This window comes from Microbulbifer maximicatervae (SeqCode) (assembly GCF_052467695.1).
In genome coordinates this window covers 986,124-1,010,919 of record NZ_CP174320.1, presented here as the reverse complement: position 1 = coordinate 1,010,919, position 24,796 = coordinate 986,124, and the positions used below count along the sequence as shown (strand labels likewise).

The following is a 24,796-nucleotide window of genomic DNA, read 5'->3' as shown; positions in this document are numbered from 1 at the left end:
CTAACCATGTGGAGGTACTGCCGTACACTCAAGTAAGGCGCCTAAATCTATTGAAATTTTGGCACGGTAAATTGGCACTTAAATTATCTTTGCGGCTGGAGGAATTCCATGTCAGGCAGGGTAATGGGGATTCAGGGCAGCTGAGAAAAATTTGAATGGGTAACACACGGGTGGCCCCGGACAAATAAATGTACTTTGACGGTCCCTGAGGTGGTGAGCGAGGTTTGGCTATGGCGGATAATGTTTTGGATATGGCTACCGGCCAATTGGGCTCCGGGGGTATTGATGCGCTGACAAAGGCTTTGAATTTGCCGGCAGGGCAAGGTGAAGCTGCACTCTGCTCAGGCGTTGCTTACATACTGGCTGGTATGTTGAACAGGGCCAGTAGTAAAACAGGAATGGGTTATTTATTTAATTTAATTTCTGAAAGTGAAGCGCTGGATTTGTCTAAATTCGCCACCGCTATTTCCTCACCAGAAAAGTTGAAGTCAATTACAGACATCGGTGAGAAAATGCTGGGAAAAATTTTCAGCAGTCGTAAAAAAGAGGTCCTGGAAGTTGCAGCGAATAATCTGGGTAAAGAGGGCGGAGATCTATTGAGTGTATCCGCACCGATAGTTACTTCGTTGATGCAAAGCCAGGCCAAAGCTCAAAAAATGGATGTTTCCGACTTGGCCTCATTCCTGATTGGGCAGCGGGAGCATTTACAGGGGTATATACCGGATAACCTTCTTCAAGCAATCGACGTTCCAGATTTTGGAAAGTTGGGAGACGCTCTGGTTACCCATGGCCACGCCAAACCCCAGGAGCCTCGGGCTACAGCAATTCAAGGGCCCGAAGAAAAACGTAAACCGGTTAGTTTCAGTAGCTGGTTTTTTCCTTTGCTGTTGGTACTTGTGGTTCTCTACGCATTGAATATGTGTATGTTGAAAGGGAAAAAGGAAAATTCAGTAAGCAATCCTTCCATGACTTCCCAGGAAGCGAGCTTTATGGAGTCCGCTTCACAGCCGGTAGGGGATTCCCCCCTTGAGAAAGCGGAAGAGGAAGCGCAGCTGGGTCCCGATAACTTTTCCAGTAATTTGCGTGATTATCTCAAGAGCTTTTCTGACAATCCCGACCGGGAATTCCCCATGCGGGTGAACTTTGAAAAGGGAACCGCAAAAATCACTAACCCTGCAGCTGAGGATATCGATGCTCTGGCAAAAATCATGCAGGACAACCCCAACTTAACCATTGCGATTGAAGGGCATGTTAAAGGTGAGGGCAATGAAATTGCAGAGCAGGAAATTTCCCAAGAACGCGCGGATGTAGTGAAAGAACTTCTACTGAAGAAGGGGATAGCGGCAAATCGTATCACCGCAACAGGAATGGGCTCAGCTAAGCCTGTAGCGGAAGATATGTCAGAGAAGAGGGACCAAAAAGCCCTCAATGTTGAGCGAGTTAGTATCCGGGTAGTGACAAACTCTCAGGAGTAGCCGGGATACGGGAATCCCTTTAAAGGATATTTTCCAAGGTAGATTTCATTTATAAAAAATCCCGGTCTTTTGACCGGGATTTTTAGTATCGCCTTAACTACGGAACTTATCCCTGTAAGCTCCGGGGGCTAGCCCCGTCCACTTTTTAAATGCGCGATTAAAAGCGCTGGGTTCGGAAAAGCCCAGGCGCTCGGCAATTTCAGCTACAGCAGTTTCCTGCTGCTTCAACTGGTAAACCGCCATATCCCGCCGAACAGAGTCTTTAATATCCTGCCAGCTGTTGCCCTCCTCTTTGAGGCGGCGGCGCAGCGTCTGTGGAGATGTGTATAAACGTGCGGCGACATCATCCAGTGACAGATTTTCGATACTGTTTTGCTGTTGCAGCATACGGCGAATACGACCGGTGAAACTGTGGTCGGATTTGTATTGGGTCAACAGGCACTCGGGGGCGCGGGACAGGAAGTCTGCCAGCTGTTGCTCATCGCGTACCAGGGGCATTTGCAAATAGCGAGTGTTAAATACCAGGCAGGTTTCACCTTGGTTAAAGTAGTGCCTGCAAGGGAACATATCGCTGTAGTCTTCGTTGTAGTCGGGCGGGGGAAACGCCAGAAGAACGCGCTCTAATAAAATGGTACGGTCGATCAGCCAGCTAAAAAAGCGCAACCAGATTACCGCGATAGATTCGACGAAAATTTGGTTGGGCAATTTTTTTTCATTGGTGTGGTGAATGATCAGTCGAGCTTCTTCACCGTCCTCGACCAGCTTGATGTGCAAGTCGTCACTCACCATGCTGATAAAGCGGCTAGAGCGAAGCAGAGCTCGGCGCAGGTTGGGACAGGTGATACAAGCGTGCCCCATCATGGCAAAAGTGCCCGGCAGCCAAGGGCGCGCCAGGAATCCTCCTGACTCATCGTTCAGAAAATCCCACTCAAGGCGTAACAAGTTGGCCATCTGCTCCCGGCCAACGCGGCTATCGGGATCATCTAGCTGGGCGGGGGCGATTCCGCTATCGATGAGTAGTTGTTGGCAATCCAGTCCGGTCGCTTGTGCACCAACCAGATGGGCCTTTACCGCAGCGGCGGGAATACCTAGCCCCGCTTCGCGGAGTTTGGGGTTTTCATTGTCCACTCTTTCAGCCTCACAATTATTTTCTGTCTGCTGCTGTATTACGGTATGGATTATGCGCAAACAGAGAGAGAAAGTCAGGCTTCTGCTTAATTTATATGCAACTGCCTGTGCTTTTATTAGTGGTGACAGTTTCGAACTTGATGGGCTTATGGAATAAAAGTTGTCTATTTCTGTCTTTTAATGTGTATTTTTTGCGTTAACGACTGAAAATCCCAGTTTTGCTCTCAACAATTTTCTATGCTTGTTCCTCTGTGGACTGACAGTTCTTTTAAAGTTTGATAGCGATAGTGAATCACTATTTCCTCGACCTGTAAGTCATATTCGTCAACAATAGGAAAAATTCCGTTAGTGAAGGACTGGTCAAATGTCACCGACGTCTGTTGCAAGTCTGTTAAACCCGACCATCTGCCGGCGAATGTTGATTGCTTACCTGATCGAGCATATTCCGCGTCCTAATAATCCTACTTTGGAGGAGGCAACTGGATGGCCTCGCCGTACGGTGCAGGACATTATTGCGAAAGGATTGCCGGGGCATGGCACAGTTGTAGAGTTCATTCAGGAGGGCGTGCGCCACAATGACGGCTACTACCTGCTGCGTGATTGGGGGTCTTTTGACAAGAATTGGGTGAAAACCAATTTGCCGATTATTTGCCAGGTGTTAGATGTAAAGCTGGATTTGAGTGACGCAATGAGCTGATCAGAGCGCCACTCACAAAGTTGGATTACTGCTGTGGCGCATGGCTTTGCTGAAGAATTTTGTTCACTTTCTCCAGTAGGGCGGGATTCGATTTAATGCTGTTGGCAATTTCCTGGTATTTGGTTTTGGAAAGGCCGGCTTTTTCAATTGCGGCGATCATTTTTCCCTGTGCTTCTTTGTTGATCGCTTCCGCTTCCTTGATATCGGCAGCCGCTTTCAGTTTGGGAGCGTATTCTCGACTCAGCATCACGATAGAGCGATAGGCGTTGGCAAATTGCTTGAGCTGCGGTTCGCTAAACGAAGCTTTGGGGGCGGTTGTTTGGCTGGTAGCAGGTTGTGCGAAGGTCATCGGCACGCTGAGTGATATTGCCAATACAGCCAGGTATTTCAAAAAGAGCTTCATCGGGCACTCCAAAAAGTATAAGGACGCTTTTGCTTCTCAGAGGGAGCACCCAGCGTCACGTTGGGGCTGTAAATTTATGCTTGTGGCGGAGCTTTAGTGACCTGTACCAAGTCTAAAGCGGGTAGCTATTAGTCTTCAGCGTAGTCAGTTTCTGGCGCCTTGTAGCGCCTTTTTCCGCCAGCAAGGAGAATTTTTCCTGGAGTGGTTGTGAGGTCATAAAATTTAGCGAGCGGCTATCGCCGCTCATAATGCAGGAAAACTGCACCGGATTTAAACCGAGGTGGGCCTTGCGACTAACGGTCGTTGTGATCAGCTAGAAAATCCAGAGAAATTTCTTGCGTTTTTTCAGCGACTGTTCGCAGCTATTGAGTTGTTGCTGATATTTTTGCGCCCTGGCAGATACCTTGTGGGATACATTCTTTAGCCAGGCTTTATTCTGGAAAGTGCGCCGATTAAAACCACCGTGCCCCTCGTGGTAGGCGAGGTAAAGGCTGTAGGTGTCATTGGCGCGTATCTGGCACTGGCGTGCACTGGTGTTGTTATACCAGCCGATAAAATCGATGGCGTCGCCAAAATCATCCCGATCGGCACCGTAGTTAAAGGAAGACCTTTGGTAGTGGCGCCAAGTGGTTCCCAGAGCCTGGGGATAACCGTAGGCATCGGAAGGCCTCGGGCCGGGGATAAAGCCCAGGATCTTGGTGCGCGGGGGCTTGGCATCATGCACAAAACGGGATTCCTGGTGCATGATTGCCATCATCACTGCAATTGGAGAGCCCCATTTTTCCTCCGCGTCTTTTGCTTCGCCGTACCACTTCTTTTTTTCCTGGAAAATAGAGCAGACGTTGTCGAGATTACTTGGAGGTGCGGTTGCACAGCCGCTGCTCAGTGCAACAGCACTGAGCAAAACCAGCAGTCCGCATTTTTTATTTTTTTTGTGCATAACTATTTACGACATGTTTAAACGGTAATGGTCTTCACTCCGGCACTGGTGCCAAGCAGTAAAATATCGGCGGAGCGCTTGGCAAAGATACCGTTGGTCACCACACCGGTAATGTTATTGATGGTTTCTTCAAGGACAGTGGGGTGTTCGATACGCAGATTGTATACATCGAGAATGGCATTGCCATTATCTGTGATCACACCTTGACGATAAACCGGATCACCGCCCAGTTTAACCAGCTCCCGGGCAACCAGCGAGCGTGCCATGGGGATAACTTCAACCGGTAGGGGAAACTCTCCCAGGACTTTTACCCACTTGCTCTCATCGGCAATGCAGATAAATTCTTCAGAGCAGGCCGCCACGATTTTTTCTCTAGTCAATGCAGCACCACCACCTTTGATCATTTCAAGGGCCGGATTCACTTCATCGGCACCATCCACATAGAACTGGATGCTGTCGACGGCATTAAGCTCATAAACGGGAATGCCGTGGGATTTGAGTCGCTGTGCGGAGGCTTCAGAACTGGCCACAGTACCGTCAAAGGTACCTTTGATCTCCGCCAGGTAATCGATAAAGAAGTTAGCTGTGGAACCGGTACCTACGCCGACAATGGAATTGTCCTCCAGGCGCGGGGCGATATAGTCGATAGCGGCGCGAGCTGTCGCCTGTTTCAATTCATCCTGGGTCATACTCTGGATAGTTTCCTTTGCAATTATTTCGCCTTAATTTGTATCTGACGATAAAAAAAAGCGCGTCTGGTTGTTTTTTGTGGCAAATGTGCTTCTCAAGGCTTAGACTGTCATGCCGGTGCTGCGCTTCACACAGGGCCTTTGTAACCCTGCTATTAGTCTACGCTGAGTCGCGCACAGTAATTAACCGCTACGGCCGTCAAACACGTCATGCCCAAGTCCTATATCAAGCGCATTTTAGACGCACGTATTTACGATGTCGCTACCGAGACGCCATTGGAGCAAATGCGCCAACTCTCCCATCGGTTTAACAACCGGATTCTGTTGAAGCGCGAAGATCTGCAGCCGGTGTTTTCCTTCAAGATTCGAGGGGCATACAACAAGCTCCTGCAGTTGCCCGCCGAGGAGCGGGCCCGGGGAGTGATTGCTGCATCGGCGGGTAACCATGCCCAGGGGCTTGCCCTGAGCGCTGCCCAAATGGGAGTGCGCGCCACTATAGTGATGCCCAAAACCACCCCGCAAATTAAGGTGAGTGCTGTGCGCATGCGCGGTGCCGAAGTCGTGCTACATGGGGATACTTTTGATGAAGCGGCGGCGAGGGCTCGCGAGCTGGTTGAAGAGCGGGGGCTGGTATTTATCCACCCCTACGATGACCCCGATGTAATCGCCGGCCAGGGCACCGTGGCTATGGAGATGCTGCGACAGCACTCGGGTAACCTGGACGCGGTGTTTATTCCGGTCGGAGGGGGTGGTTTAGCTGCGGGTATGGCCGCCTATATCAAATATGTACGTCCGGAAACCAAAGTCTACGGTGTAGAGCCGCAGGATGCTGCCTGTCTGGAGGCCGCGCTGAAAGCCGGCGAGCGCGCTCGGCTAGCGGAGGTGGGCTTGTTTGCCGATGGTGTTGCCGTTGCACAAATCGGTGAGGAGACCTTCCGGGTTCTGCGCGAAACCGTGGATGGGGTTATCACTGTTAGTACCGATGAAATCTGTGCGGCCATTAAGGATATATTCGAGGATACACGCTCTATCGCTGAGCCGGCCGGGGCCGTCGGTTTGGCGGGGCTGAAGAAATATCTGGAGCAAAACGACAATCGCAATGGCACCTTCGCCACAGTGTGCAGTGGAGCCAATATTAATTTTGATCGCCTGCGCTACATTAGTGAGCGCACTGAGATCGGTGAAAAGCGCGAGGCGGTCCTCGCAGTAAAAATTGCTGAGCAACCGGGAAGTTACCTGCAGTTCTGCCGGGATTTAGGGGACCGCTCAATTACTGAGTTTAACTATCGTTTTGCCAGTGATAACGAAGCGCATATCTTTGTGGGTTTGCAGGTGGTATCTGAGGAAGACCGCAGCCAATTGGTCAGTCAGCTTGAGTCCAAAGATTATCAGGTTACCGATCTTACCGATAACGAAATGGCGAAACTGCATATTCGCCATTTAGTGGGAGGTAGAGTGCCGGGCTTGCCCGACGAAGTCATTTACCGCTTTGAATTTCCCGAGCGCCCGGGGGCCTTGCGCAAGTTCCTCGAGCATCTCGCCGGGCGTTGGAATATAACGCTGTTTCACTATCGCAATCACGGGGCAGCTTATGGGCGTGTTCTTGTGGGATTGCAGGTGGAGCCGGCAGCGAGGGACGAACTACAGACACTATTACACCAGCTTCAATTTCGTTTTTGGGATGAAACACAGAATCCGGCTTATCGGTTATTTTTGGGCGCTTAAACCATCGCTTCCCGATACCTGAGAAAGACGTCTCATTTATCGAAACGTGTATAGACTGCAAATCCTGTTTTGTCGAACTTGCTTGTCTAATTTTGAGACAAAAAACTCATAAAATATCCAATAAACGGTTACTATTACGCCGCTTCTTGAGTATTGTCTATTCGCGTGGAACTTTTGCTGTGGCTCTGGTCATAAGCGGGGCGAAACGCATATAAAAACAAAATTATCGTACAGGATGGTCCCAATGAAAGCCGATGCGCTGACAATCGCTGTGGTTGTCTTTGTCGCGGGCGTTCTGTTGAGTACCAGTGGTTTATCTGAGGTATTTTCTTCCGAAGCTGAACCGCCGGCTGCTCTGCAACAGGGAGTGGTTACCCGTTAGGCTGATGCCGGGGGGGCGCTCTGCCCACGAGCAAACACAAAAAAAGCCGGACATTTAGGTGTCCGGCTTTTTTTGTGCTCCACTATCCACTTTTTAGCGGCAGCGGTAAATCCTTTGCTCTGTAACCACCATATCCAGTGGAATATCCCAATTGTCTGTGGGCAGGTTATCCACACATTGTAGATGGTGCGCCGCGCCGATAAGTTGTGGTCCAGTGCCTGGTAATAACTGTTTGCGCTCAAAAGTCCGATCGTAGAAACCGGCCCCCATACCCAAGCGCGCTCCGCTGGGGTCGAAGGCGACCAGAGGAACCAAAACAAGATCCAGGAGCTTGGGAGCGCGGTAAGTTGTGCGCACAGGCTCCGGAATGCGATAGCGATTGCGAAAAGCCAGGGGTTCGCCTTGCCAACGCCTGAACCGGAGGTGGGGGTGTGGTTCTGCCGGCAGCTGTGGCAAATAAAAATGTTTTTGTGGAAAACGTTGCAGCAGGTAGCGGACATCCAGCTCGCCATCAGTCGGCCAATAGATACCGACATGAGCTGCTCGATTCATTTGTGGGATACGGCTCAGGAGAGTGATGGCTGCACGGCCATGCAAACGCTGTTGATAGGCGCTGAGTTCCCGTCGCCCCGCGCGCATACGGCGGCGCAGTTGCGTTTTGGTTTCAGTCATTGTGGGAAGAGAAGAGCGTGAAGAAATAGGGTACCCCGAGTGTGCGGCTGTAGACGGAGCCTTGAACCGTAAGGTTCAAGGTGGTGGGATCCGGAGTACATAAGGCTTTCCGCTACAAGGCGGACTTGCTCACCAGCACCCGCTGGAAACCACCGGGGTAAGATTATCGGCTCAAGGACATAGTCTGCTGGCCAACACCCCAGGGTATGAACCAATTATAACTTGTAGAGCGGGGGGCTGTTAACCAGAAATTTAAATGAAGTGACCGGTAGCAGAAAGTGGCTTCTTGTCACCTTACTCCTGAAGTTTTTCTTCCGAGTCTATTTCGCCCAGTGCACTTTGCACCTTATCAGTAAGCCGCTCCAACATTTCCTCTTGCAGGGGAATGGAGCTGAGTTCAGCTTTCGCTTGGATAAGCTCGTGGGCAATATTAAGCGCTGCCATTACGGCGATACGCTCTAAGCCGATGACAGTACCTGTTGCGCGGATGCGGGACATGCGTTCGTGTAGCAGGTGTGCCGAAGCCTGTAGTCCGGCGCGCTCGCTTTCCGCGCAGGCGACACGGTACTCTTTATCGAGAATAGAAACAGTTACAGTTTCGGAGGGTGATGCGGTTTCAGACATCAGGTATCTTGCGTTAGCCCCTTAAGACGGTTAATCATAGCTTCTACCCGCGAGCGGGCGGCCTCGTTATTTTTTATCAGGCGCTGGCGTTCACGCAGCCAGTCGGCTTCCTGCCGGCGTAATTCACGATTGTCATCCGCCAATTGTTGACAGCGGGCAATGAGTGAATCCACGGTGCTTTCTAGCGCTTGCAGCTTATCCATATTTCCTGCATTTGAGGTCGACGTCTGAGTTCGCAACACGACAGACTGCGAGGGATTCCGCTACTATATTGCCGGCGTATTGGTGGGTCAATCGCTGCACCTGCGCGGACAATCACAAAATTGTCTCTTAATGCCTCAAATTCCCGGTTTGACACCAGTGTGACGGCCGGATTGAAAAGCCTAATTTACAAAAAGCTGTACGGTAACCATGACTTCTGAAGCTAGCCGATTTGAACTCCTCGCCAACGCCATTCTCTCAGCTGGGGGGCAGGCTGATCCCAGTGAATTGCACGGTTTTATCTGTGGCATTTTGGCGGCGGGCGAGCGACCGGACAAACAGCGTTGGCAGAATGAGCTGGCCGGATTGCTCGATGTGGAGGCGGTGCCGACAGATCTCAATCGGGATTTTTTCCAGCTGACTGAGGAAAGTCACAAGCAGCTCGACGGCTCTAACTTCGATTTTCAGTTGGTGCTGTGCGATGACGAAGATGTTGTCTCCCGTGCTCTGGCGCTGGGTCATTGGTGCGATGGATTCCTGCATGGCTTTGGCGTCGGCGGGGCCCGGGAAAAATTGATGCCCACCAGTGACGAAGCTTTAAAAGATATAAGTGCCATCGCCCAATTGGATGCCGAACATGTTGAAGAGGGTGAGGAGACGGAGCTGCAACTGGTGGAACTGCAGGAATACGTGCGCGTAGCCGTACTCAATATATTTACTGAGGTAAAGGGTAAGGACTCCAATAGCGAGCCCACCATTCACTGATGTCTAAGACCCCGAAAACCACAGCGGGAATCAGTCGATCTGAGTACGCCCGCCGACGCAACCGCCTGATGGCAGAATTGCCCGCAGGTAGTTTGGCAATCGTGTCATCTGCTGGGGAGCAACTGCGTTCCCGGGATACTTTTTTTCCGTTTCGCCAGGACAGTGATTTTTTGTATCTCACTGGATTTGATGAACCGGAAGCGCTGCTGGTTTTGGTACCGGGACGAACACAGGGAGAAACCCTGCTGTTCTGTCGCGAGCGCGATGCGGAAAAAGAAAAGTGGGATGGCCCGCGCCTGGGGCCGGAGCGCGCGATGCAGCAGTGCGGCTTGAACGATGCATTTCCCATCGGTGATCTCGATGATATTTTGCCGGGGCTGCTAGAAGGGCGCGAGCTGCTCTATTTCCCCATGGGCCGCTACGCTCATTTGGATAAGCGAATCCGTAATTACCTGGAGCGGATTGCCGCAGCGCCGGATACCGGGGGGGCACCGGAAATGGTCGACCTCGATTACCAGTTGCGGGAAATGCGACTGATTAAGTCGGCCCAGGAAATTCGCTTAATGGAGCAGGCGGCCAAAATCAGTGCCGAGGCACACAGCCGGGCTATGACCCGATGCCAGCCGGGCCTTTACGAATACCAGCTGGAGGCTGCTCTCCTGCATACCTTTGTCGACTCCGGAGCCCGGGAAACAGCCTATCCCACCATCGTTGGGGGTGGCGGCAATGCGTTGGTGATGCACTATTGCAGTAATAATGCCCAGTTGCGCGATGGGGACTTGGTGCTGGTGGATGCGGGCTGTGAGTACCGTGGTTATGTGGCCGATATTACTCGCACCTATCCGGTTAATGGTTCATTTAGCGGACCGCAGCGCGCACTTTATGAGATCGTTTTGGCGGCACAGCAAGCGGCGATTGAACAGGCTTCAGTGGGCAATCACTGGGACCATCCCCACGCTGCCAGTGTTGAGATAATCACTCAGGGGTTGGTCGATTTAGGATTGTTGCGAGGCGACACCCAGGGGTTGATAGAGTCTGGCGCTTATCGGCAGTTTTATATGCACCGGGTTGGCCATTGGCTGGGCATGGATGTGCACGATGTGGGTGATTATCGCATTCATGGAGCCTGGCGCCAGCTGGAAGCCGGAATGGTAATGACGGTCGAACCCGGAATTTATGTCCCGGAGGACGATGAGAGTATTCCCGCAGAATTTCGCGGGATCGGGATTCGAATCGAAGATGATGTCGCACTTACCAATAGAGGGCCTCAGATCCTCTCAGCAGCGGCTCCAAAAGCGATTGAAGATATTGAATACACCATGCTTCACGGGCGGGACTTACTGACCCGTTAGAAGTGATTGTTGGATTGTTCGGCCAATAATATTTCAATGCCGAATAATCAAAGGGGGAATTGGGATGGGTGAGTCGGCGCGTAAAGTAGATGTGGCCATTGTCGGTGGCGGTATGGCGGGAGCCAGCCTGGCATTAATGTTGTCACATTTTTGTCCTCAACTCAGTGTGGCGCTCTTGGAGCAGAGAGCACTGCCGGATGCCGCTGCCAGTATTCAGTTGCCGAGTTTCGACACGCGAGCCACGGCCATTGCCGCAGGCAGCTTGCAGTTATTTGCGGAGCTTGGGCTCTGGCCTGCTCTGCAAGCCTATAGCGCCCCGATTGATCGTATTCATGTGAGTGATCGGGGGCATGCATTTGGCGCCGCCCTCTCGACCCGGGAGGGACAGGGAGTCAACTTTGAGGGCATTCTGGGCGCAGTAATAGAAAATGCAGCGCTGGGCCCGATTCTCCACAGCGCACTGACTAGCACTTCCACCCAATTATTAGCGCCGGCGCAGGTTACTGACATTACCATGACCTCTGCGGGCGCAAACCTGTTGTGGCGATCCGAGGATAATTCCCCCGATCAGGCACTGTCCTGCGGATTGGTGGTCGTTGCCGATGGGGTGAACTCTCCCCTTTGCCGCCAGCTGGGAATAGAAATCAGCTCGGTTAAGTACCCTCAGAGAGCGCTGGTCGCTACGGTCGCTCTGCAACAGCCTCACCAAGGTGTGGCTTACGAGCGCTTCACCCGAATGGGGCCCATGGCACTTTTACCGCTGCCAGATAGAGAAGGGCAGCACCGCGCGGCACTAGTGTGGGCTTGCGAGGAAGCAGAGGCTGAGCGCGTCGGTGTAATGTCCGAGGCTGAACGCCTGAAAAAACTGCAGCAGGTATTTGGCTGGCGTGCCGGACGTTTTATTAAGGTTGGAGCTGTTCAGGGGTATCCACTGAGTTTATCGATCGCCCAGGAACAGTGGCGCCGGAATGTGGTGTTGATGGGCAATTGCGCCCACTTTCTGCACCCAGTAGCAGGGCAGGGTTTTAACCTGACTCTGCGGGACTGTTATGGATTGGCACAAGCGTTGTCGACAGTGACGTCGGATACATTGCCAGGGCGGCTCGATTTCCTGCAGAAATACGGAGAAATGCGCCAGCTGGACCAGCAATTGACGATTGGATTCAGTGACCGTATTCCCACACTGTTTTCCTCTTCCGGTTGGCTGCAACAGGGAATTCGTCAGTTGGGAATGCTCGGCCTTACAATGGTCCCGCCGCTGCGCCGGGAATTTGTCAGTCAAGCGGCGGGATTTGGGCTTTAAAAGGTGCAGGGTCGGGGACGGCTACTGCCACTTCAGCGGAATTGGCTTCTATGAACAGACATCGTTTGGATTTTGCCATTGTGGGTGCGGGCATGGTGGGCATGGCCCAGGCAGCGCTGCTGGCAGTTCGGCACCCGGGCATGCGTCTGGCCTTGCTGGAGGCGTCCCCGGAAACAACGCCGCAATTGTCACCGCAGTATGAACCCCGCGTGGTGGCCCTGACACAGGCCTCCCGCGAGCTGCTCGAAGAGGTGGGAGCCTGGGATGATATTGCCAGCCGCCGCGCCTGCCCCTATGTGGAAATGCGGGTTTGGGATGCAGATGGAACCGGCTCAGTAAGCTTTAACAGCCGCGATGTGCAGCTGCCGAATCTCGGTCATATCGTTGAGAATAATGTCATTGTCGCCGCGTTAAGAGCACGGCTGGAAACCCTACCCAACGTGGAGTTAGTCAATGGTTTTCGCCTGGAGAGCTGGTGGCGCGACTGCGGACTCTGGCATTTACAGCCTCGCGGTGAAGATCGCTTAAATGAAGAGGATGGCCTCCGTGAGCAACCAGAGATAGTGCGCACCCGCCTGTTAATCGGTGCCGATGGCGCCCGCTCTAAAGTGCGAGACTTACTGCATATCCGCTCCCAGGATACCGATTACCATCAAACTGCGTTGGTGTGTGTCGCGCGCAGTGAGAAATCTCACCGTCACACCGCTTGGCAGCGTTTTTTACAAACGGGCCCACTGGCATTTTTACCTCTCGCGGGGTTGGGGGATGACAATCACTGCGCTGTGGTTTGGTCTGCGGATGAAGAGCTGGCGCAAGAGCTATTGATGCTGGATGACCAGGCCTTTGCCCTGAACCTGGAAAAAGCCTTTGAGAGCCGTTTGGGCAAAGTGGAATCCGTCAGTGAGCGCTTTTCCTTCCCCTTGCGCGCGCGCCATGCGGAACGTTATCGCGGCCCTGGCGCTGTATTGGTGGGAGACGCCGCCCACAGTATCCACCCCCTCGCGGGCCAGGGTGTAAATCTTGGGCTGCAGGATGTACGGGTGCTGGCAGATGAAATTGACCGCGCTATGGCACGCGGCCTGGAGCCCTCTCACTCTTCAGTGTTGGCCCGCTACGAACGCCGCCGTCGCGGCGACAACGCCGCAACTATGAAAGCGATGAGCGCCTTTAAGTCTTTGTTCGGTGCTGGCGATGTGCACTGGCGCTGGCTGCGTAACACTGGGTTGAGCATGGTAGATGCCAGCCCCATGTTAAAGAAGCGGATTATTATGCGGGCTATGGCGGTTTAAATTTGCTATCCCCGTAAAAATGGATCGGGAGAAAGTGCTCAGTGGGGGTGTCAGAGAAGTTGCTGGTGTTTACCTATCTACTAAGTGGCTTTTCCCTGAGGCAGAGGGGAATTAAAAGCCTTGTCGTCGGTAAAAAAGGTTAATTTCAATTGAGTCACTGGATTACTGTTTACTCATTTCCTATATCAAAGGATCTCAGCGCGCTTTTTCGCTTAATACAGCGTTACCAATTGCCATTGAGAATTGCTGAGGAAGAAAATCAGCAGGCGTTGCTGACGACAGATTCAGGTATAGCTGAATTGCTGAAGCCGCTTTTGCAAGATTGGGAGCGGGGATTAGTTGATCTGGACAGAGTTCAGCTAACAAAGGCGGAACCAGAGGACGGCGACCATTTACCGGGTGAAGAGGGACAAGCACCAAAGGAGAAAACACCTGTAAGCCCCTCATTTTTACCGACTTTCCCAATGGATAAAACACCGATTAGTTTACTGCTTATCGGCCTGTGTTTTTTTGGTTGGTTTTTACATTCCAATAATCTGTCTGCACCGCTTTTAATATATCCAGATACCAGTGGTGGCCCACTTTTCTCACAGTCGTCTTTAATGTGGCACTTGGAGAGAGGGGAGTTTTGGCGATTGTGGACCCCTGCAATCATCAACTTGTCTTTTCAGCATGCCCTGTTCAATGCTCTGGCTATCTGGATACTTGGGCGTCCATTGGAAGCACGCGGAGGGCCATTTATTTATAGCCTTCTAGTGTTGCTCGGCGGGATTGCAGCTAATTTATCCCAATATGCCTGGAAGCCCGAGGTGATATTCGCTGGAATGTCGGGTGTTGTATACACGCTGGTCGGATTTACTGTGGTAATGCAGCGTTGGCAACCGGCATGGAGAGATATACCCCCGGGTATTATTACCCTGGCGATTGTGTGGATGATATTGTGTGTTCTTGGAGTGATTACCTATTTTACTGGGATCGGCATCGCCAATGCTGCGCATTTAGGAGGCTTTTTTGCTGGTTTTTTGATTGCGCTGGTTTACTGCGTTGCTGGTGGTGCGCGAAAATTTAACTCTTATCCCGCTTCAACCTGAATTTTATGATTTTACTGATAACCTACGTTTTTATTGCCCTTGGCTTTTCTTTTCTGTGCTCGATAGCAGAGTCAGTTATTCTCAGCGTAACAACGCCATACGTACGCTTGATGGAGCGGGAGGGGCATAAAGCGGGGTCTTTGCTGCGCAAATTAAAATCCGATATTAATGCCCCTCTGGCCGCTATCCTCACCCTGAATACCGTCGCGCACACAGCGGGTGCTGCAGGTGCCGGTGCCCAGGCAGCAGCGGTTTTTGGCAATGAGTACCTGGGTATCGCCTCAGCGATCCTGACCCTGCTGATCCTGGTTTTTTCTGAAATTATCCCCAAAACCCTGGGAGCCGTGTACTGGCGCCAATTGGCCCCAAGCACCGCTTATGTATTGCGCGGCCTGGTTTGGTTACTCCACCCGTTTGTAAAAATGTCCGAGTGGTTGACCAAAGGCCTGTCCCACGGCCCAACCCTGACGGGCTTCAGCCGCGATGAGTTCGCCATTATGGCGGAAATTGGCGAGGCCGAAGGGCAGTTGGAGCAGCGGGAGTCCAGCATCCTGCGCAACCTGTTCTTCACCCTGCGAGACCACTCCGTACGCGAAGTGATGACTCCCCGCACAGTGGTCTTCTCCCTGCCGCAGGACATCACTGTGGAAGAGGCCTACGAGGATGCAGAGAAAGGGCGTTTCTCCCGAATCCCGGTCTATGAAAATCGCGACCCGGATTGTGTGGTGGGTTTTGTATTGCGACAGGAGCTATTGCTGGCCTACGCCAAAGGTGAGCACCAGAAAACTCTGGCGGATTATCGCCGTGAAATGTTGATCCTGCCGGAAACAGCCACTATTTACCAAGCGTTCCAGAAAATGCTGTCCCGCCGCGTGCAGATTAGTGCTGTTATGGACGAATATGGCAGTCTCGAAGGTTTGGTGACCCTGGAGGATCTGCTGGAGACCCTGCTCGGCGAAGAAATTGTCGACGAGGCAGATAAAACACCCGACCGCCAGGAGCTGGCTAAGCGTTTGTGGCGCTGGAGATCGAAGAAGTACGGCCTCAAAGTCGACGAATCTGCAAACACAGAAGAGAACGCGGAAGAGGCTGGTCAAGGGCGCGACCGGGGCAGCGACTGATTAAGAATTTATCTGATCAAAAAATGATCATCTCTGCACTAGCCCAATACAGCGGGTATTGGGTATTGCCCGATTCCCAAACGCGGGCGAATGCAGGATAGAGCGCCAGCGGAATCTTTGACGGCCTCTGTGAACCTGGACAGGTTTTACTACCAATGCCTGCTAGGCTTGCAGAGCATATATATTGCCGCGCCTGCCCCGCTGGAAAGGCCGGTACCCAAGCCGCTAGAATACGCCGCTTCGGAACCTGACGGACTGAGATTTTAAAAATGGGAAATAGAACTCCTCTGTATGACACGCATGTCGCTATGGGCGGCAAAATGGTGGATTTCGGTGGATGGGACATGCCGCTGCACTACGGTTCGCAGCTGGATGAGCACAACAAGGTGCGCACCGATGCGGGGATGTTCGATGTCTCCCATATGACCGTGGTCGACGTAGATGGCGCCCAAGCTCGCGACTACCTGCGCTACCTGCTGGCCAATGATGTGGCCAAGCTGGATGGCAACCCGGGTAAAGCCCTTTACACCGGCATGCTCAATGACAAAGGCGGCGTGATTGACGACCTGATCGTCTACCTGCGCGATCCCGGCTACCGAGTGGTTGTTAACTGTGCAACTCGCGAGAAAGACCTGGCGTGGATGCGCAAGCAGGCAGAGTCCTTCGATGTGACCCTGACAGAGTGCCCGGATGTAGCGATGGTCGCTATCCAGGGCCCCAATGCCATCGAGAAAACCAAAGAGGTTTTGGGCATTGATTGGACTTCCGCGATTGATGCACTAAAAGTTTTCCAAAGCGTTGCCCGGGGTGGCTGGTTCGTAGCGCGCACCGGTTACACCGGTGAAGATGGCCTGGAAATTATGTTGCCGGGTGAAGACGCCAGTGGTTTCTGGCGCGCCTTGGCCGAAGCGGGCGTTTCTCCATGTGGACTGGGTGCACGCGACACCCTGCGCCTGGAAGCGGGTATGAACCTGTATGGGCATGAGATGGACGATGAGACCTCTCCGTTGGTTGCCAACATGGCCTGGACGGTTGCCTGGGCACCGGAGAGCCGCAACTTTATCGGCCGTGGTGTTCTGGAGCAGGAAAAAGCCGATGGCGTTAAGCACAAGCTCGTAGGCCTGGTGCTTGAAGAGCGCGGTGTATTGCGCGCAGGTCAACCGGTAGTGGTAGACGATAGTGATGACCGGGGTATCATTACCAGCGGCACTTTCTCCCCCACACTGGGTTACTCTATCGCCTTGGCGCGAGTTCCGGTGAGTGTTGGTGATACCGCACAGGTGGAAATCCGTAAGAAACTGCAGCCAGTCAAGGTGGTTAAGCCCTGCTTCGTACGCAACGGCAAGTCAGTTATTTAAGCGTCGCCCAGAGGTGTACGCGTCACTAAGACAATAAACTTAGATGCTTAATCAAGGGATAACAGCATGAGCGAAATCCGCAATGAATTGAAATACCTCTCCAGCCACGAGTGGGCACGCCTGGAAGAGGACGGCACCGTAACCATCGGCATCAGCGATCACGCTCAAGATGCCCTGGGTGATGTGGTTTACGTTGAGACTCCAGAAGTGGGCACCAATCTGGCTGCTGGTGACGAGGCAGGTGTAGTTGAATCCGTTAAAGCTGCCAGCGATATCTACTCCCCGGTTTCCGGTGAAGTAGTTGCTGTCAATGAAGCTCTGGAAGAAGCTCCGGAAACTGTAAACTCCTCTCCTTACGACGATGGCTGGTTCTTCCGCATCAAGCCCTCCGACGTGAGCGAGCTAGACAATATGCTGGATGCAGACACATATCGTTCAGAGTCTGAAGACTAATAGAGCGAATGTGCTGAAAAGCATATTAAAAAAAGGCTGTGGCTAATCCCCACAGCCTTTTTTGTTTTATAAGCGCCTAAATCAATTTCTGCTTATTGATCAAACGATACTGCGTTGCGAACTTCCTCATCATTCACAATCTGATCTAGCTGAGCTTTATAGGCCCGCAAGATATTGTTTTGTGGAGATTCACTAGCCTGCTCATCAACGACATCCCTTTCAGCAATATTCTTGGCAAGTAACTTCCCTTCTTCCAGGCTGTATACGAGAATATCGGTATTCGTGTCGAAGTTGAATGCTGAAACCCAGTTCAAGTTAACACTGAAATACCACTCGTTAAGCACAAGGCTAATCATTTTTTCGGTGTTATTTTCTTCCATCAAGGCTTTGATGGCTTCATCACTCGGCACTTCATCTAAATCTACTGCTGTGGTATTCCAGCCCGTTTCATTCAAGCCGTGAGTCAATCGGCTTTGTAGAAACTGAGCCAGATTCTTTTCTTTATCTCCCGGCTCTGTTGCAAGCACCTGATTAACATGCCAATCAACGGGGATGCCAAATGAAACGTGGGCTTTACCAATAAAATTCTTATCTTTCCCTTCTTGAACACGTTTGCGCTGATCAATAACAGAAATTAAAACAGGTTCTTTAGTTGTGTACTCTGCTTTTGCGGACTGCTCCTGTAACGGAATAGGTGAAACACAGGCAGTGATCATTGTAGCTAGTGCGAGAAGCGCTATCTTTTTTAGCACGATTTCATTCCTTGTTTTATATGCGATGGTTCATCATTGCGCACAAACTTCTAGTGAGTTTTAAATAAATGGGCGCCTTTATAGTGTATCACTGGAGCTAGGGACCCTCTGATCAACGAAGCATTTTTCTAGAATTAAGCTACACTGCTTGAAAAATTCACTTTATTACGCTCAAACGCGTAATTTTCGCGTAATAGTCCCCTAATTTTTCATCTGAAATCCTCAATAGGCGGATTTCAGGCGCCCCCCCTAGGTAGCCAAGTATTTTCTCCCTATTAATAAGTTGGTAAAGCCTGCCAGTAAGCACAGCCTCTCAGTATTTTTTACCAGTCCCCGATAGCGGACCTTGTCATAACCAAATACCTGTTTGATGTAGCGGAAGGGGTGCTCGACCTTCGCTCTTATCTGCGCCTTGATCTTTTCCGCTTTACGGAGTGCATCACGCCCTGGAAGAGTTTTTAGCTTGCTCGGCTTCATTGCTATATACCAATCCGCCTCCCGCTCTTTCAACTCTTCACGTTTCTCCGCACCAATGTACCCAGAGTCTCCCCAGATTCTTTTCTCCTCCCCGTGGAGAACTCGCTCTGTGGTTGTGACATCATGCGAATTCGCTGCTGTTGTATCTATGCTATGTATTACTCCGAGCACATCATCAACCCCGATATGCATTTTCATCCCAAAATGCCATTGATTGCCTTTCTTTGTTTGATGCATTTCCGGATCACGTTCTTTCTTTTCATTCTTAGTTGAAGTTGGCGCAGAGATAATAGTGGCATCTACAATCGTGCCTTCACGCAGTACCATGCCATTCTCAGCAAGATGTTTGTTGATTTCATCAAAAAGAGCTGCACCTAGCTGATTGAGCTCCAGTAAGTGGCGAAAGTTAAGAATCGTTGTTTCATCGGGAATTGGGCTACTCAAAGTCAATCCAGCAAAACTACGCATGGATTCAATTTCATACAGTGCATCTTCCATAGCGGGATCACTGAGATTGTAAAATAGCTGCATGCAATGAATACGAAGCATGACACTCAATGGATATGGCTGTCGGCCACGTTTGCCTTGTGGGTAACAAGGAGTGATCTGAGCTTCTAGTCGCTGCCATGGGATGAGGATTTCCATTTGAGAAAGAAACTTCTCTCGCCGAGTTATACGGCGCTTTAGCTTATATTCTGCTTCGGCAAAGGTGACTTGGTGCATGATTCATCGTAGTCTTGATGGGTAGGTGAATATTACCAAATTGACTCAGAATTATTCAGAGGTTCCCTAGATAATTATTTGAAATCATTTGGCAAGAATCTGGTACGTTAGACCTAATATGTATAGTAAATATTGCTCATTACTTGTTATTTAGACTTTCGAACGCCTCGCTCAAATTGACAAGCGCACAATAGGATCGTTCACGCAACCAGTGCTTATGATTTATGGGAGATAGATTTTCATGTGATCCGACGAATAATATACCTTCAAGAAACCCAATTAATGCAAGCTCCGATGTTTCTGGATTCCCTGAGTTAAGACCAAGGTCAACAACTAAGGCTACATTTTCAAGATCCTGAAAGTCATTATCTCTATATTTTGAAAGCACGTAATGAACGATTACGCTTATGTCATTATAGAATCCAGGAATATCACCATCCCAAAAATCAAGGTGCTCCTGCCACTCCGAGTCGATATCAGGGCAGGCTTCTAAAAGGCTATTGATAAATTCATGTGGAGTCATGTGTTCCATGCGGCATAGTGTAGTGATAAACGGCAAATAGTTTACTGGGAGTTCAGAGTGGCGTGTGTACGGTTTTTCAAGTTAGGACTCCGAGTCATTGTATACATATTTTTATCAATTTTGTATTCTCCACCCAGTTCTTCAGCTAATAGCTCAGGGTGGGCTTTCCATATTGGATCAAGTATTTGCAAATGAGCTTCTCTCATTACCTTTCCGAATTTTTTACATATACTTATAAATTCTTTTTCATCTAAAACTTCTATGAGATAGTACAAGTGTGAACCCATAATCATACTTGATTGCTGAACTATCAAAGCAGTTTTTTCTGCGACATCAGTTTTTATTACTTACCTAAATTTTCAATTGTCTTGGGACAAACTTGTTTTATGTGCTATTCCCTAGTAAAGAGGAGGCTTAGTTGCGTAGCTTTACAAAAAAAGAGGCGCCTAGCCAAAGAGTAGCACCTACCACAAATCCCCCCGTAGTAACTACTAAAGAATAAATCAGGCTCCACAGCTCCATACCAAAAAATGGAACAGTCAAGATATATAGAAGCAATCCAGCAATGCCACCAGAGATTGCAGCGTTGGTTAAAGAGGCCTGAGCACCACGTTTTACCACCACTATGCCTGAGAGAATGGACGATAAAACTAGGAGTACCCCTGTAGCGCTAAGTGGAACGTCTAGAAAATTTATCATCAGAGTCAGCATGACCCAAAGAATACTGAAACTAATCAATCCCCAGGCTATAGCTTTCTTGTTCAATTTTGTATAAAACACTCTGGTCTTTCCAGTAAGGTTATAATAATTTTTTGTAAATAGCTCTGTATAAAGGGCATCATATTAATTCCATTATTAACAGCAAGCCCATGCCATTGCCAATTGTTCCTTATGTTCTGTGCACTGTGAAATATGTGCGCATCCAGAATCTCCAAACATATAAGGAATATTTCCTGAGGAATCTATTTGAAAGATAAACTGCATTTGTTTATTACATATCTTGCAGGATTGATATTCAATTCCCTGCACCCAATGCGGCCACCCCAGTAACTTTTCACCTGAGAATGGAACTTCGCCTTCGCATAGAAAATCTTCTTCATCTTCTGATAGCTCTACACCTAACTCCTCGAGCTCAAATGTATCTGGGTAGTCTTCTAACTCTTCCCAACCAGTTATTTTTAATTCTGGATAATCTGAAGAAGGGGTTAATGTAACTTCTGTTTGAGCCGGAGTATTTAGTGGCAATATCCTTAATAGTGTAGCTTTTGAATTTGCAGCCCACGTATCACAGTCAGCCTCGCAGCTTGAATTTTCGTTAACACAATAGAAAACTTGTAATATTCCATCTCCAAAAGGGGTATTTGAAGCCTCTGGGAGATCTTTAGAATTCAATTGTACAAAGAGTTGCATAGGTTCATTGCAATTTCCACACTCAGGCCAGCCTTCTGCTGTAAGTAGTGGCATTCCACAAAATTTAGAATCTGATATTTCAGTCACTTGCTCTTGTGTTTGAGGTTCCCACGCGATTTTTCTATAGGGGCTGAGTTTGCTTTTTAACTCTTCCCAATATTTCTCCCAATCAATTTCAGACAAAATTTAATACCTCATGCAAGTTATAAGAATCTTATTAATAAGTCAGTCAGATTGTAAGCATCACTTGGATTTGTGTGTTAGCTTACCAAACCAGTGAATTAACTCCCGACTTTCATTGTCACCAATTATTGACATACTTGGGTGGTTTCGGTCGTCAACTTTTACAATTGAAACACCATTCGATGCTAGATTGCTATAGCTTCTGTGTGGAGCAATAGGATCTGAAGATGATGCAAAAATAATTATAGGTACACTAGAAGATCCAATAATTGGCTTAATGTCCGTCTGTTCAAGGGTGATATCGGCTCTAACTAAACTATCTAACGCTCCTTGCTTGATGCTTTCCTCTGAGAAAAGCATTGTCATACTCGGAAAGTTAGCTTTAGTATAATTTAAAACTGCCTTATCAAATCGAAGCATTGGAGCTTGTAGTATTATTCCATCAATGTCATTTCTTAAAGTAGAAATGTGCATTGCAGTTGTACCACCCATAGAGTTACCAACAATATACAGGGTTTTATTTTCATATTTGTTGATAATTTCGTTGACTATTTTACTATCACCAACACCGTATTCTTTATCCTCATCAGACTCACCATGCCCTAATAAGTCAGGGACTATAACTCTAAAGCCTAACATTCTGAAGTACAGAGCCGAATTCAGCATAAACTCTTTAGATGCCCTAAAACCATGTATAAGAACAACTGTTCCTGAATGTAATTCAGGTAGTGAGCTTTTTAAAATGTCTAAACTAACAGTGCTTTCCGCACCGCTAAATGATTCCAGGGAAACCGTATAGCGAAGCTTCTTGTTTTCAAGTGGCTCCCCTAGAAGGTAGTTTGTGCATACTTTATGCTCTGTAGAGCAATATCTGTTGTTTTTAAACCCATAAGTTTCAATATTATCGAAAGAAACAATCTCTTTAAAATCAAAGCTATTAGACCGCTCAATATATTCTGTAACTACTGTGGAACAGCCAATAACTATGCTGCTCACGAATACTAATATCAATTTCTTAATCATAATCTTTAATGATAGAGGGAAAGATAATGCTTTTACCTGTTACACCTGATGCCAAAGCTCAATAGATTGTGTGGTTGGGCCTTCTCCCCACCTTATAGTGATATTACCCCTACTGAGTACAGATGGAGCATTAAGAAAGATAACCACTTTATTGTCAAAGCTACATGTCTCCAGGTACAGCCAGATAGATTTCGACTTCACCCGAATAAGAGTTGGACTAATTATATCTGTAAATACAGCTGGAATCTGATCGCCTGTAAGTATTATATTTTCAGAGCTATCCATAAGCTCTAGTGCTGAATGATAAAGAGATGTTAACTGTTTATTAGTCAAACTCTTTGCTGCGACCACTTTATCAGACTGTGCTGTGCACGCGCTTTCACCACAACTTATAATTAAAGTTGTACATACCACAAAAACTAGAAATTTGAATTTTACAAATTTACGTGGCAATTGAGATTGGACCCTATTGCTAATAAAAATACATCTATTGACAAGTTCTCAGTGCCGGTTGAACTTAGCATCTAAGACATTATTTACACTTACTTCTGACTTTTCAAAATTAAATACAAGGTCATAAACATTTCCATTAAACTCTCTAAAAGCTATCGATGGGTTAAGCTTAGCTTCTTCAATAGTGGCTTCAATACGCCCAATCAAGCGCTCGGAGAGTTCTACACGAATAAAAGTTTTTAGTAACACACCCATTGTTAGGCCTTTCCGCTAATTAGGTTCCACCTCTGTATTAAACCAAGCGAATAGGTTAAGCCGAGAATTAAACATATGCCAGAGCTGGTTAGCCAGAAAGTTAGCGAATTATCTGGGAAGGCTGGCATTATAAAATAAAAACCCAGCGCACGAGCCAAAAATATCGTTGAAATTAGTATCAGACCAAGCCGAATCAGCGGTAACCTAATAATTAAACCCGCCCCAGAAAAAGCGTAGCTAGCCCAAAGCAGTAGAACGGCTGAAATTACGCTAGTTACAATAGTTGGGTAGGGGTGGCCACTTTCAGCTAGTTGAGCCATATGCTCACCGGCACCAAGAAACCGATACCAATCACCGCCAAATACTATACACCCGATATGAACTAAAGCAGCCAACACTGTGAGTATCCCTGCTACCTGCAAATAGTTAATTCTCTGACTGACCATTTACTCTCCTTGGCTGGTCTATTCGTATATTCGAAAGTGGACGAAATCATATCATTTATCAGCATGCCCAGAGAATGGAAAATGACTCAAATCAGGGAAAGATACTCACTAATAAACTAACCAGTATCGATTGAATAAAATTCCAGTGGCCATATCACGCGTACAGTATATTCGCTTTGAGTCCTCTTTTAGAAAACACAAAAACCGTAATAAATCAGTGGGTTAGGATGGTTGGTGCAGTATTTTTAATATCAGAATGTATGATAAGTAGCACCCAGCCAAAACAGACGGCTTAAGAAGAGTAATTAATGAGTTTTCAGGGGCACTGAACTTGTAAATAGGTACGATCATGCAGGATGTCTCCCCTAAATTCCTGGCGGAAAATCAGAGTGCCAATACCAATGGGTAAGCCACATAAAATCCATGGCAATGTTTGCAATATATTTCGCCTTATTCTTTTGAAATGAGGAGTGCGTTCACGTAGCTATTTTTTATTATCAAGTGCCTTGAGCTTCTAATATAAGGACCATTAAAGATTGCAAATCTAATTGGCTATTTTCTACATACTCCGATATTTTCCAAGGCGATAACCTAAAAAATAGGCACAAAAATGATCTTATTGAAATTTATTAAGTTTGTTTCAGTGTCAAATCTGCGTAAAATCGATAGATATTTATTGGTATTTTGGTCGTAAATGAGTCGCTTTTGAAGGCCTATAACCAAAGAGATTCAATAGAACAAGATTTTTCTGTAAGAACCACCCTCTTAAAGGAGAACGGTAGTGTGATGTAAGAGTAAGTAAAAGGCGCTGACCCAAGGTGCGGGAACACCAGGGGCCAGCTAACCAAATTGATAACTAGACTATCAAAATGGCTATATGGAT

Annotated in this window: 26 protein-coding genes, 1 other RNA gene and 1 pseudogene; 12 read left to right on the top strand and 16 right to left on the bottom strand. The window is 48.7% G+C overall.

Going from position 1 to position 24,796, the window contains the following annotated elements:
- Positions 1–230 precede the first annotated feature (230 nt).
- Complete coding sequence (locus ACJJI8_RS04280; RefSeq protein WP_444934385.1) at positions 231–1,475, top strand: OmpA family protein; 1,245 nt, start codon at positions 231–233, stop codon at positions 1,473–1,475.
- Between the two features lie 93 nt (positions 1,476–1,568).
- Here the strand turns inward: ACJJI8_RS04280 and ACJJI8_RS04275 are convergent, their stop codons facing one another.
- Complete coding sequence (locus ACJJI8_RS04275) at positions 1,569–2,603, bottom strand: AraC family transcriptional regulator (protein ID WP_282930930.1); 1,035 nt, start codon at positions 2,601–2,603, stop codon at positions 1,569–1,571.
- A gap of 364 nt (positions 2,604–2,967) precedes the next feature.
- On the opposite strand from ACJJI8_RS04275, the gene ACJJI8_RS04270 reads away from it, so the two are divergent.
- A complete protein-coding gene (locus tag ACJJI8_RS04270; RefSeq protein WP_413663608.1) occupies positions 2,968–3,300 on the top strand; it encodes a helix-turn-helix domain-containing protein in 333 nt (110 codons plus the stop codon).
- 25 nt (positions 3,301–3,325) lie between these two features.
- Here the strand turns inward: ACJJI8_RS04270 and ACJJI8_RS04265 are convergent, their stop codons facing one another.
- The 3 genes from ACJJI8_RS04265 to rpiA all read right to left on the bottom strand — a co-directional run bounded on the left by ACJJI8_RS04265 (position 3,326) and on the right by rpiA (position 5,332).
- Complete coding sequence (locus tag ACJJI8_RS04265; RefSeq protein ID WP_282930932.1) at positions 3,326–3,703, bottom strand: DUF4168 domain-containing protein; 378 nt, start codon at positions 3,701–3,703, stop codon at positions 3,326–3,328.
- 313 nt (positions 3,704–4,016) lie between these two features.
- On the bottom strand, positions 4,017–4,643 hold the full coding sequence (locus ACJJI8_RS04260; RefSeq protein ID WP_282930933.1) for a transglycosylase SLT domain-containing protein: 627 nt from the start codon (positions 4,641–4,643) through the stop codon (positions 4,017–4,019).
- Between the two features lie 17 nt (positions 4,644–4,660).
- A complete protein-coding gene (gene rpiA / locus ACJJI8_RS04255; protein WP_282930934.1) occupies positions 4,661–5,332 on the bottom strand; it encodes a ribose-5-phosphate isomerase RpiA in 672 nt (223 codons plus the stop codon).
- 207 nt (positions 5,333–5,539) lie between these two features.
- Between rpiA and ilvA the strand changes: the two are divergent.
- Positions 5,540–7,057 (top strand): annotated as a pseudogene (ilvA, locus tag ACJJI8_RS04250) (threonine ammonia-lyase, biosynthetic); the annotation flags it as partial.
- Between the two features lie 244 nt (positions 7,058–7,301).
- Positions 7,302–7,439: a hypothetical protein gene (locus tag ACJJI8_RS04245; protein WP_192879435.1), complete on the top strand. Its 138-nt coding sequence runs from the start codon at positions 7,302–7,304 to the stop codon at positions 7,437–7,439.
- Positions 7,440–7,532: 93 nt separating this feature from the next.
- Here the strand turns inward: ACJJI8_RS04245 and ACJJI8_RS04240 are convergent, their stop codons facing one another.
- The 4 genes from ACJJI8_RS04240 to ACJJI8_RS04225 form a co-directional block, all read right to left on the bottom strand.
- The gene (locus ACJJI8_RS04240; RefSeq protein WP_444907015.1) at positions 7,533–8,111 is read right to left on the bottom strand and encodes a 5-formyltetrahydrofolate cyclo-ligase; all 579 of its coding nucleotides are present in this window, start codon (positions 8,109–8,111) and stop codon (positions 7,533–7,535) included.
- 28 nt (positions 8,112–8,139) lie between these two features.
- Positions 8,140–8,320, bottom strand: a non-coding RNA gene (gene ssrS / locus ACJJI8_RS04235) — 6S RNA.
- An 85-nt stretch (positions 8,321–8,405) separates the two neighbouring features.
- Positions 8,406–8,735, bottom strand: coding sequence for a cell division protein ZapA (locus ACJJI8_RS04230; RefSeq protein WP_413663605.1), 330 nt, complete (start codon positions 8,733–8,735; stop codon positions 8,406–8,408).
- On the bottom strand, positions 8,735–8,977 hold the full coding sequence (locus ACJJI8_RS04225; protein WP_444918431.1) for a TIGR02449 family protein: 243 nt from the start codon (positions 8,975–8,977) through the stop codon (positions 8,735–8,737). Before ACJJI8_RS04225 ends, ACJJI8_RS04230 begins: the two co-directional genes overlap by 1 nt.
- A gap of 169 nt (positions 8,978–9,146) precedes the next feature.
- On the opposite strand from ACJJI8_RS04225, the gene ACJJI8_RS04220 reads away from it, so the two are divergent.
- The 8 genes from ACJJI8_RS04220 (at position 9,147) to gcvH (ending at position 17,668) form a co-directional block, all read left to right on the top strand.
- Positions 9,147–9,701 (top strand): UPF0149 family protein, encoded by a 555-nt coding sequence (locus ACJJI8_RS04220; RefSeq protein WP_444934384.1) that lies wholly within the window; start codon positions 9,147–9,149, stop codon positions 9,699–9,701.
- Positions 9,701–11,053 (top strand): aminopeptidase P N-terminal domain-containing protein, encoded by a 1,353-nt coding sequence (locus ACJJI8_RS04215; RefSeq protein WP_444934383.1) that lies wholly within the window; start codon positions 9,701–9,703, stop codon positions 11,051–11,053. Before ACJJI8_RS04220 ends, ACJJI8_RS04215 begins: the two co-directional genes overlap by 1 nt.
- Positions 11,054–11,117: 64 nt before the next feature.
- Positions 11,118–12,356 carry an FAD-dependent monooxygenase gene (locus ACJJI8_RS04210; protein ID WP_444934382.1) on the top strand — a complete coding sequence of 413 codons (1,239 nt, stop codon included), beginning with the start codon at positions 11,118–11,120 and terminating at the stop codon, positions 12,354–12,356.
- A gap of 50 nt (positions 12,357–12,406) precedes the next feature.
- Positions 12,407–13,645 carry a UbiH/UbiF/VisC/COQ6 family ubiquinone biosynthesis hydroxylase gene (locus ACJJI8_RS04205; protein ID WP_282930941.1) on the top strand — a complete coding sequence of 413 codons (1,239 nt, stop codon included), beginning with the start codon at positions 12,407–12,409 and terminating at the stop codon, positions 13,643–13,645.
- A gap of 149 nt (positions 13,646–13,794) precedes the next feature.
- On the top strand, positions 13,795–14,736 hold the full coding sequence (locus ACJJI8_RS04200) for a rhomboid family intramembrane serine protease (RefSeq protein ID WP_444934381.1): 942 nt from the start codon (positions 13,795–13,797) through the stop codon (positions 14,734–14,736).
- A 5-nt stretch (positions 14,737–14,741) separates the two neighbouring features.
- A complete protein-coding gene (locus tag ACJJI8_RS04195; RefSeq protein WP_444907019.1) occupies positions 14,742–15,857 on the top strand; it encodes a CNNM domain-containing protein in 1,116 nt (371 codons plus the stop codon).
- Positions 15,858–16,126: 269 nt separating this feature from the next.
- Positions 16,127–17,215: a glycine cleavage system aminomethyltransferase GcvT gene (gene gcvT / locus ACJJI8_RS04190; RefSeq protein WP_413663598.1), complete on the top strand. Its 1,089-nt coding sequence runs from the start codon at positions 16,127–16,129 to the stop codon at positions 17,213–17,215.
- A 66-nt stretch (positions 17,216–17,281) separates the two neighbouring features.
- Positions 17,282–17,668, top strand: coding sequence for a glycine cleavage system protein GcvH (gene gcvH, locus ACJJI8_RS04185; RefSeq protein WP_282930945.1), 387 nt, complete (start codon positions 17,282–17,284; stop codon positions 17,666–17,668).
- Between the two features lie 92 nt (positions 17,669–17,760).
- On the opposite strand, the gene ACJJI8_RS04180 is transcribed toward gcvH, so the two are convergent.
- The 8 genes from ACJJI8_RS04180 to ACJJI8_RS04145 form a co-directional block, all read right to left on the bottom strand.
- The gene (locus ACJJI8_RS04180) at positions 17,761–18,420 is read right to left on the bottom strand and encodes a hypothetical protein (RefSeq protein ID WP_444918426.1); all 660 of its coding nucleotides are present in this window, start codon (positions 18,418–18,420) and stop codon (positions 17,761–17,763) included.
- A gap of 249 nt (positions 18,421–18,669) precedes the next feature.
- Positions 18,670–19,620, bottom strand: coding sequence for an IS5 family transposase (locus ACJJI8_RS04175; RefSeq protein WP_444932661.1), 951 nt, complete (start codon positions 19,618–19,620; stop codon positions 18,670–18,672).
- 139 nt (positions 19,621–19,759) lie between these two features.
- A complete protein-coding gene (locus tag ACJJI8_RS04170) occupies positions 19,760–20,143 on the bottom strand; it encodes a DUF7674 family protein (RefSeq protein ID WP_444934380.1) in 384 nt (127 codons plus the stop codon).
- A gap of 41 nt (positions 20,144–20,184) precedes the next feature.
- Complete coding sequence (locus ACJJI8_RS04165; protein ID WP_444934379.1) at positions 20,185–20,436, bottom strand: hypothetical protein; 252 nt, start codon at positions 20,434–20,436, stop codon at positions 20,185–20,187.
- Positions 20,437–20,557: 121 nt separating this feature from the next.
- Entirely contained in the window at positions 20,558–20,923 is a 366-nt protein-coding gene (locus ACJJI8_RS04160; RefSeq protein ID WP_444934378.1) for a hypothetical protein, read from the bottom strand.
- 75 nt (positions 20,924–20,998) lie between these two features.
- Positions 20,999–21,736, bottom strand: a complete 738-nt coding sequence (locus ACJJI8_RS04155; RefSeq protein WP_444934377.1) for a DUF1963 domain-containing protein — start codon at positions 21,734–21,736, stop codon at positions 20,999–21,001.
- 60 nt (positions 21,737–21,796) lie between these two features.
- Positions 21,797–22,759: an alpha/beta hydrolase gene (locus ACJJI8_RS04150; RefSeq protein ID WP_444934376.1), complete on the bottom strand. Its 963-nt coding sequence runs from the start codon at positions 22,757–22,759 to the stop codon at positions 21,797–21,799.
- Between the two features lie 501 nt (positions 22,760–23,260).
- Positions 23,261–23,467: a hypothetical protein gene (locus tag ACJJI8_RS04145; protein ID WP_444934375.1), complete on the bottom strand. Its 207-nt coding sequence runs from the start codon at positions 23,465–23,467 to the stop codon at positions 23,261–23,263.
- Positions 23,468–24,796: the final 1,329 nt, after the last annotated feature.

Coding starts and splice junctions, on each gene's coding strand:
- ACJJI8_RS04280 (WP_444934385.1), top strand. CDS start 231: ATGGCGGATAATGTTTTGGATATGGCTACCGGCCAATTGGGCTCCGGG.
- ACJJI8_RS04270 (WP_413663608.1), top strand. CDS start 2,968: ATGTCACCGACGTCTGTTGCAAGTCTGTTAAACCCGACCATCTGCCGG.
- ACJJI8_RS04265 (WP_282930932.1), bottom strand. CDS start 3,703: ATGAAGCTCTTTTTGAAATACCTGGCTGTATTGGCAATATCACTCAGC.
- ACJJI8_RS04260 (WP_282930933.1), bottom strand. CDS start 4,643: ATGCACAAAAAAAATAAAAAATGCGGACTGCTGGTTTTGCTCAGTGCT.
- rpiA (WP_282930934.1), bottom strand. CDS start 5,332: ATGACCCAGGATGAATTGAAACAGGCGACAGCTCGCGCCGCTATCGAC.
- ACJJI8_RS04245 (WP_192879435.1), top strand. CDS start 7,302: ATGAAAGCCGATGCGCTGACAATCGCTGTGGTTGTCTTTGTCGCGGGC.
- ACJJI8_RS04240 (WP_444907015.1), bottom strand. CDS start 8,111: ATGACTGAAACCAAAACGCAACTGCGCCGCCGTATGCGCGCGGGGCGA.
- ACJJI8_RS04230 (WP_413663605.1), bottom strand. CDS start 8,735: ATGTCTGAAACCGCATCACCCTCCGAAACTGTAACTGTTTCTATTCTC.
- ACJJI8_RS04220 (WP_444934384.1), top strand. CDS start 9,147: ATGACTTCTGAAGCTAGCCGATTTGAACTCCTCGCCAACGCCATTCTC.
- ACJJI8_RS04215 (WP_444934383.1), top strand. CDS start 9,701: ATGTCTAAGACCCCGAAAACCACAGCGGGAATCAGTCGATCTGAGTAC.
- ACJJI8_RS04210 (WP_444934382.1), top strand. CDS start 11,118: ATGGGTGAGTCGGCGCGTAAAGTAGATGTGGCCATTGTCGGTGGCGGT.
- ACJJI8_RS04205 (WP_282930941.1), top strand. CDS start 12,407: ATGAACAGACATCGTTTGGATTTTGCCATTGTGGGTGCGGGCATGGTG.
- ACJJI8_RS04195 (WP_444907019.1), top strand. CDS start 14,742: ATGATTTTACTGATAACCTACGTTTTTATTGCCCTTGGCTTTTCTTTT.
- gcvT (WP_413663598.1), top strand. CDS start 16,127: ATGGGAAATAGAACTCCTCTGTATGACACGCATGTCGCTATGGGCGGC.
- gcvH (WP_282930945.1), top strand. CDS start 17,282: ATGAGCGAAATCCGCAATGAATTGAAATACCTCTCCAGCCACGAGTGG.
- ACJJI8_RS04175 (WP_444932661.1), bottom strand. CDS start 19,620: ATGCACCAAGTCACCTTTGCCGAAGCAGAATATAAGCTAAAGCGCCGT.
- ACJJI8_RS04170 (WP_444934380.1), bottom strand. CDS start 20,143: ATGACTCCACATGAATTTATCAATAGCCTTTTAGAAGCCTGCCCTGAT.
- ACJJI8_RS04165 (WP_444934379.1), bottom strand. CDS start 20,436: ATGATTATGGGTTCACACTTGTACTATCTCATAGAAGTTTTAGATGAA.
- ACJJI8_RS04150 (WP_444934376.1), bottom strand. CDS start 22,759: ATGATTAAGAAATTGATATTAGTATTCGTGAGCAGCATAGTTATTGGC.
- ACJJI8_RS04145 (WP_444934375.1), bottom strand. CDS start 23,467: ATGGGTGTGTTACTAAAAACTTTTATTCGTGTAGAACTCTCCGAGCGC.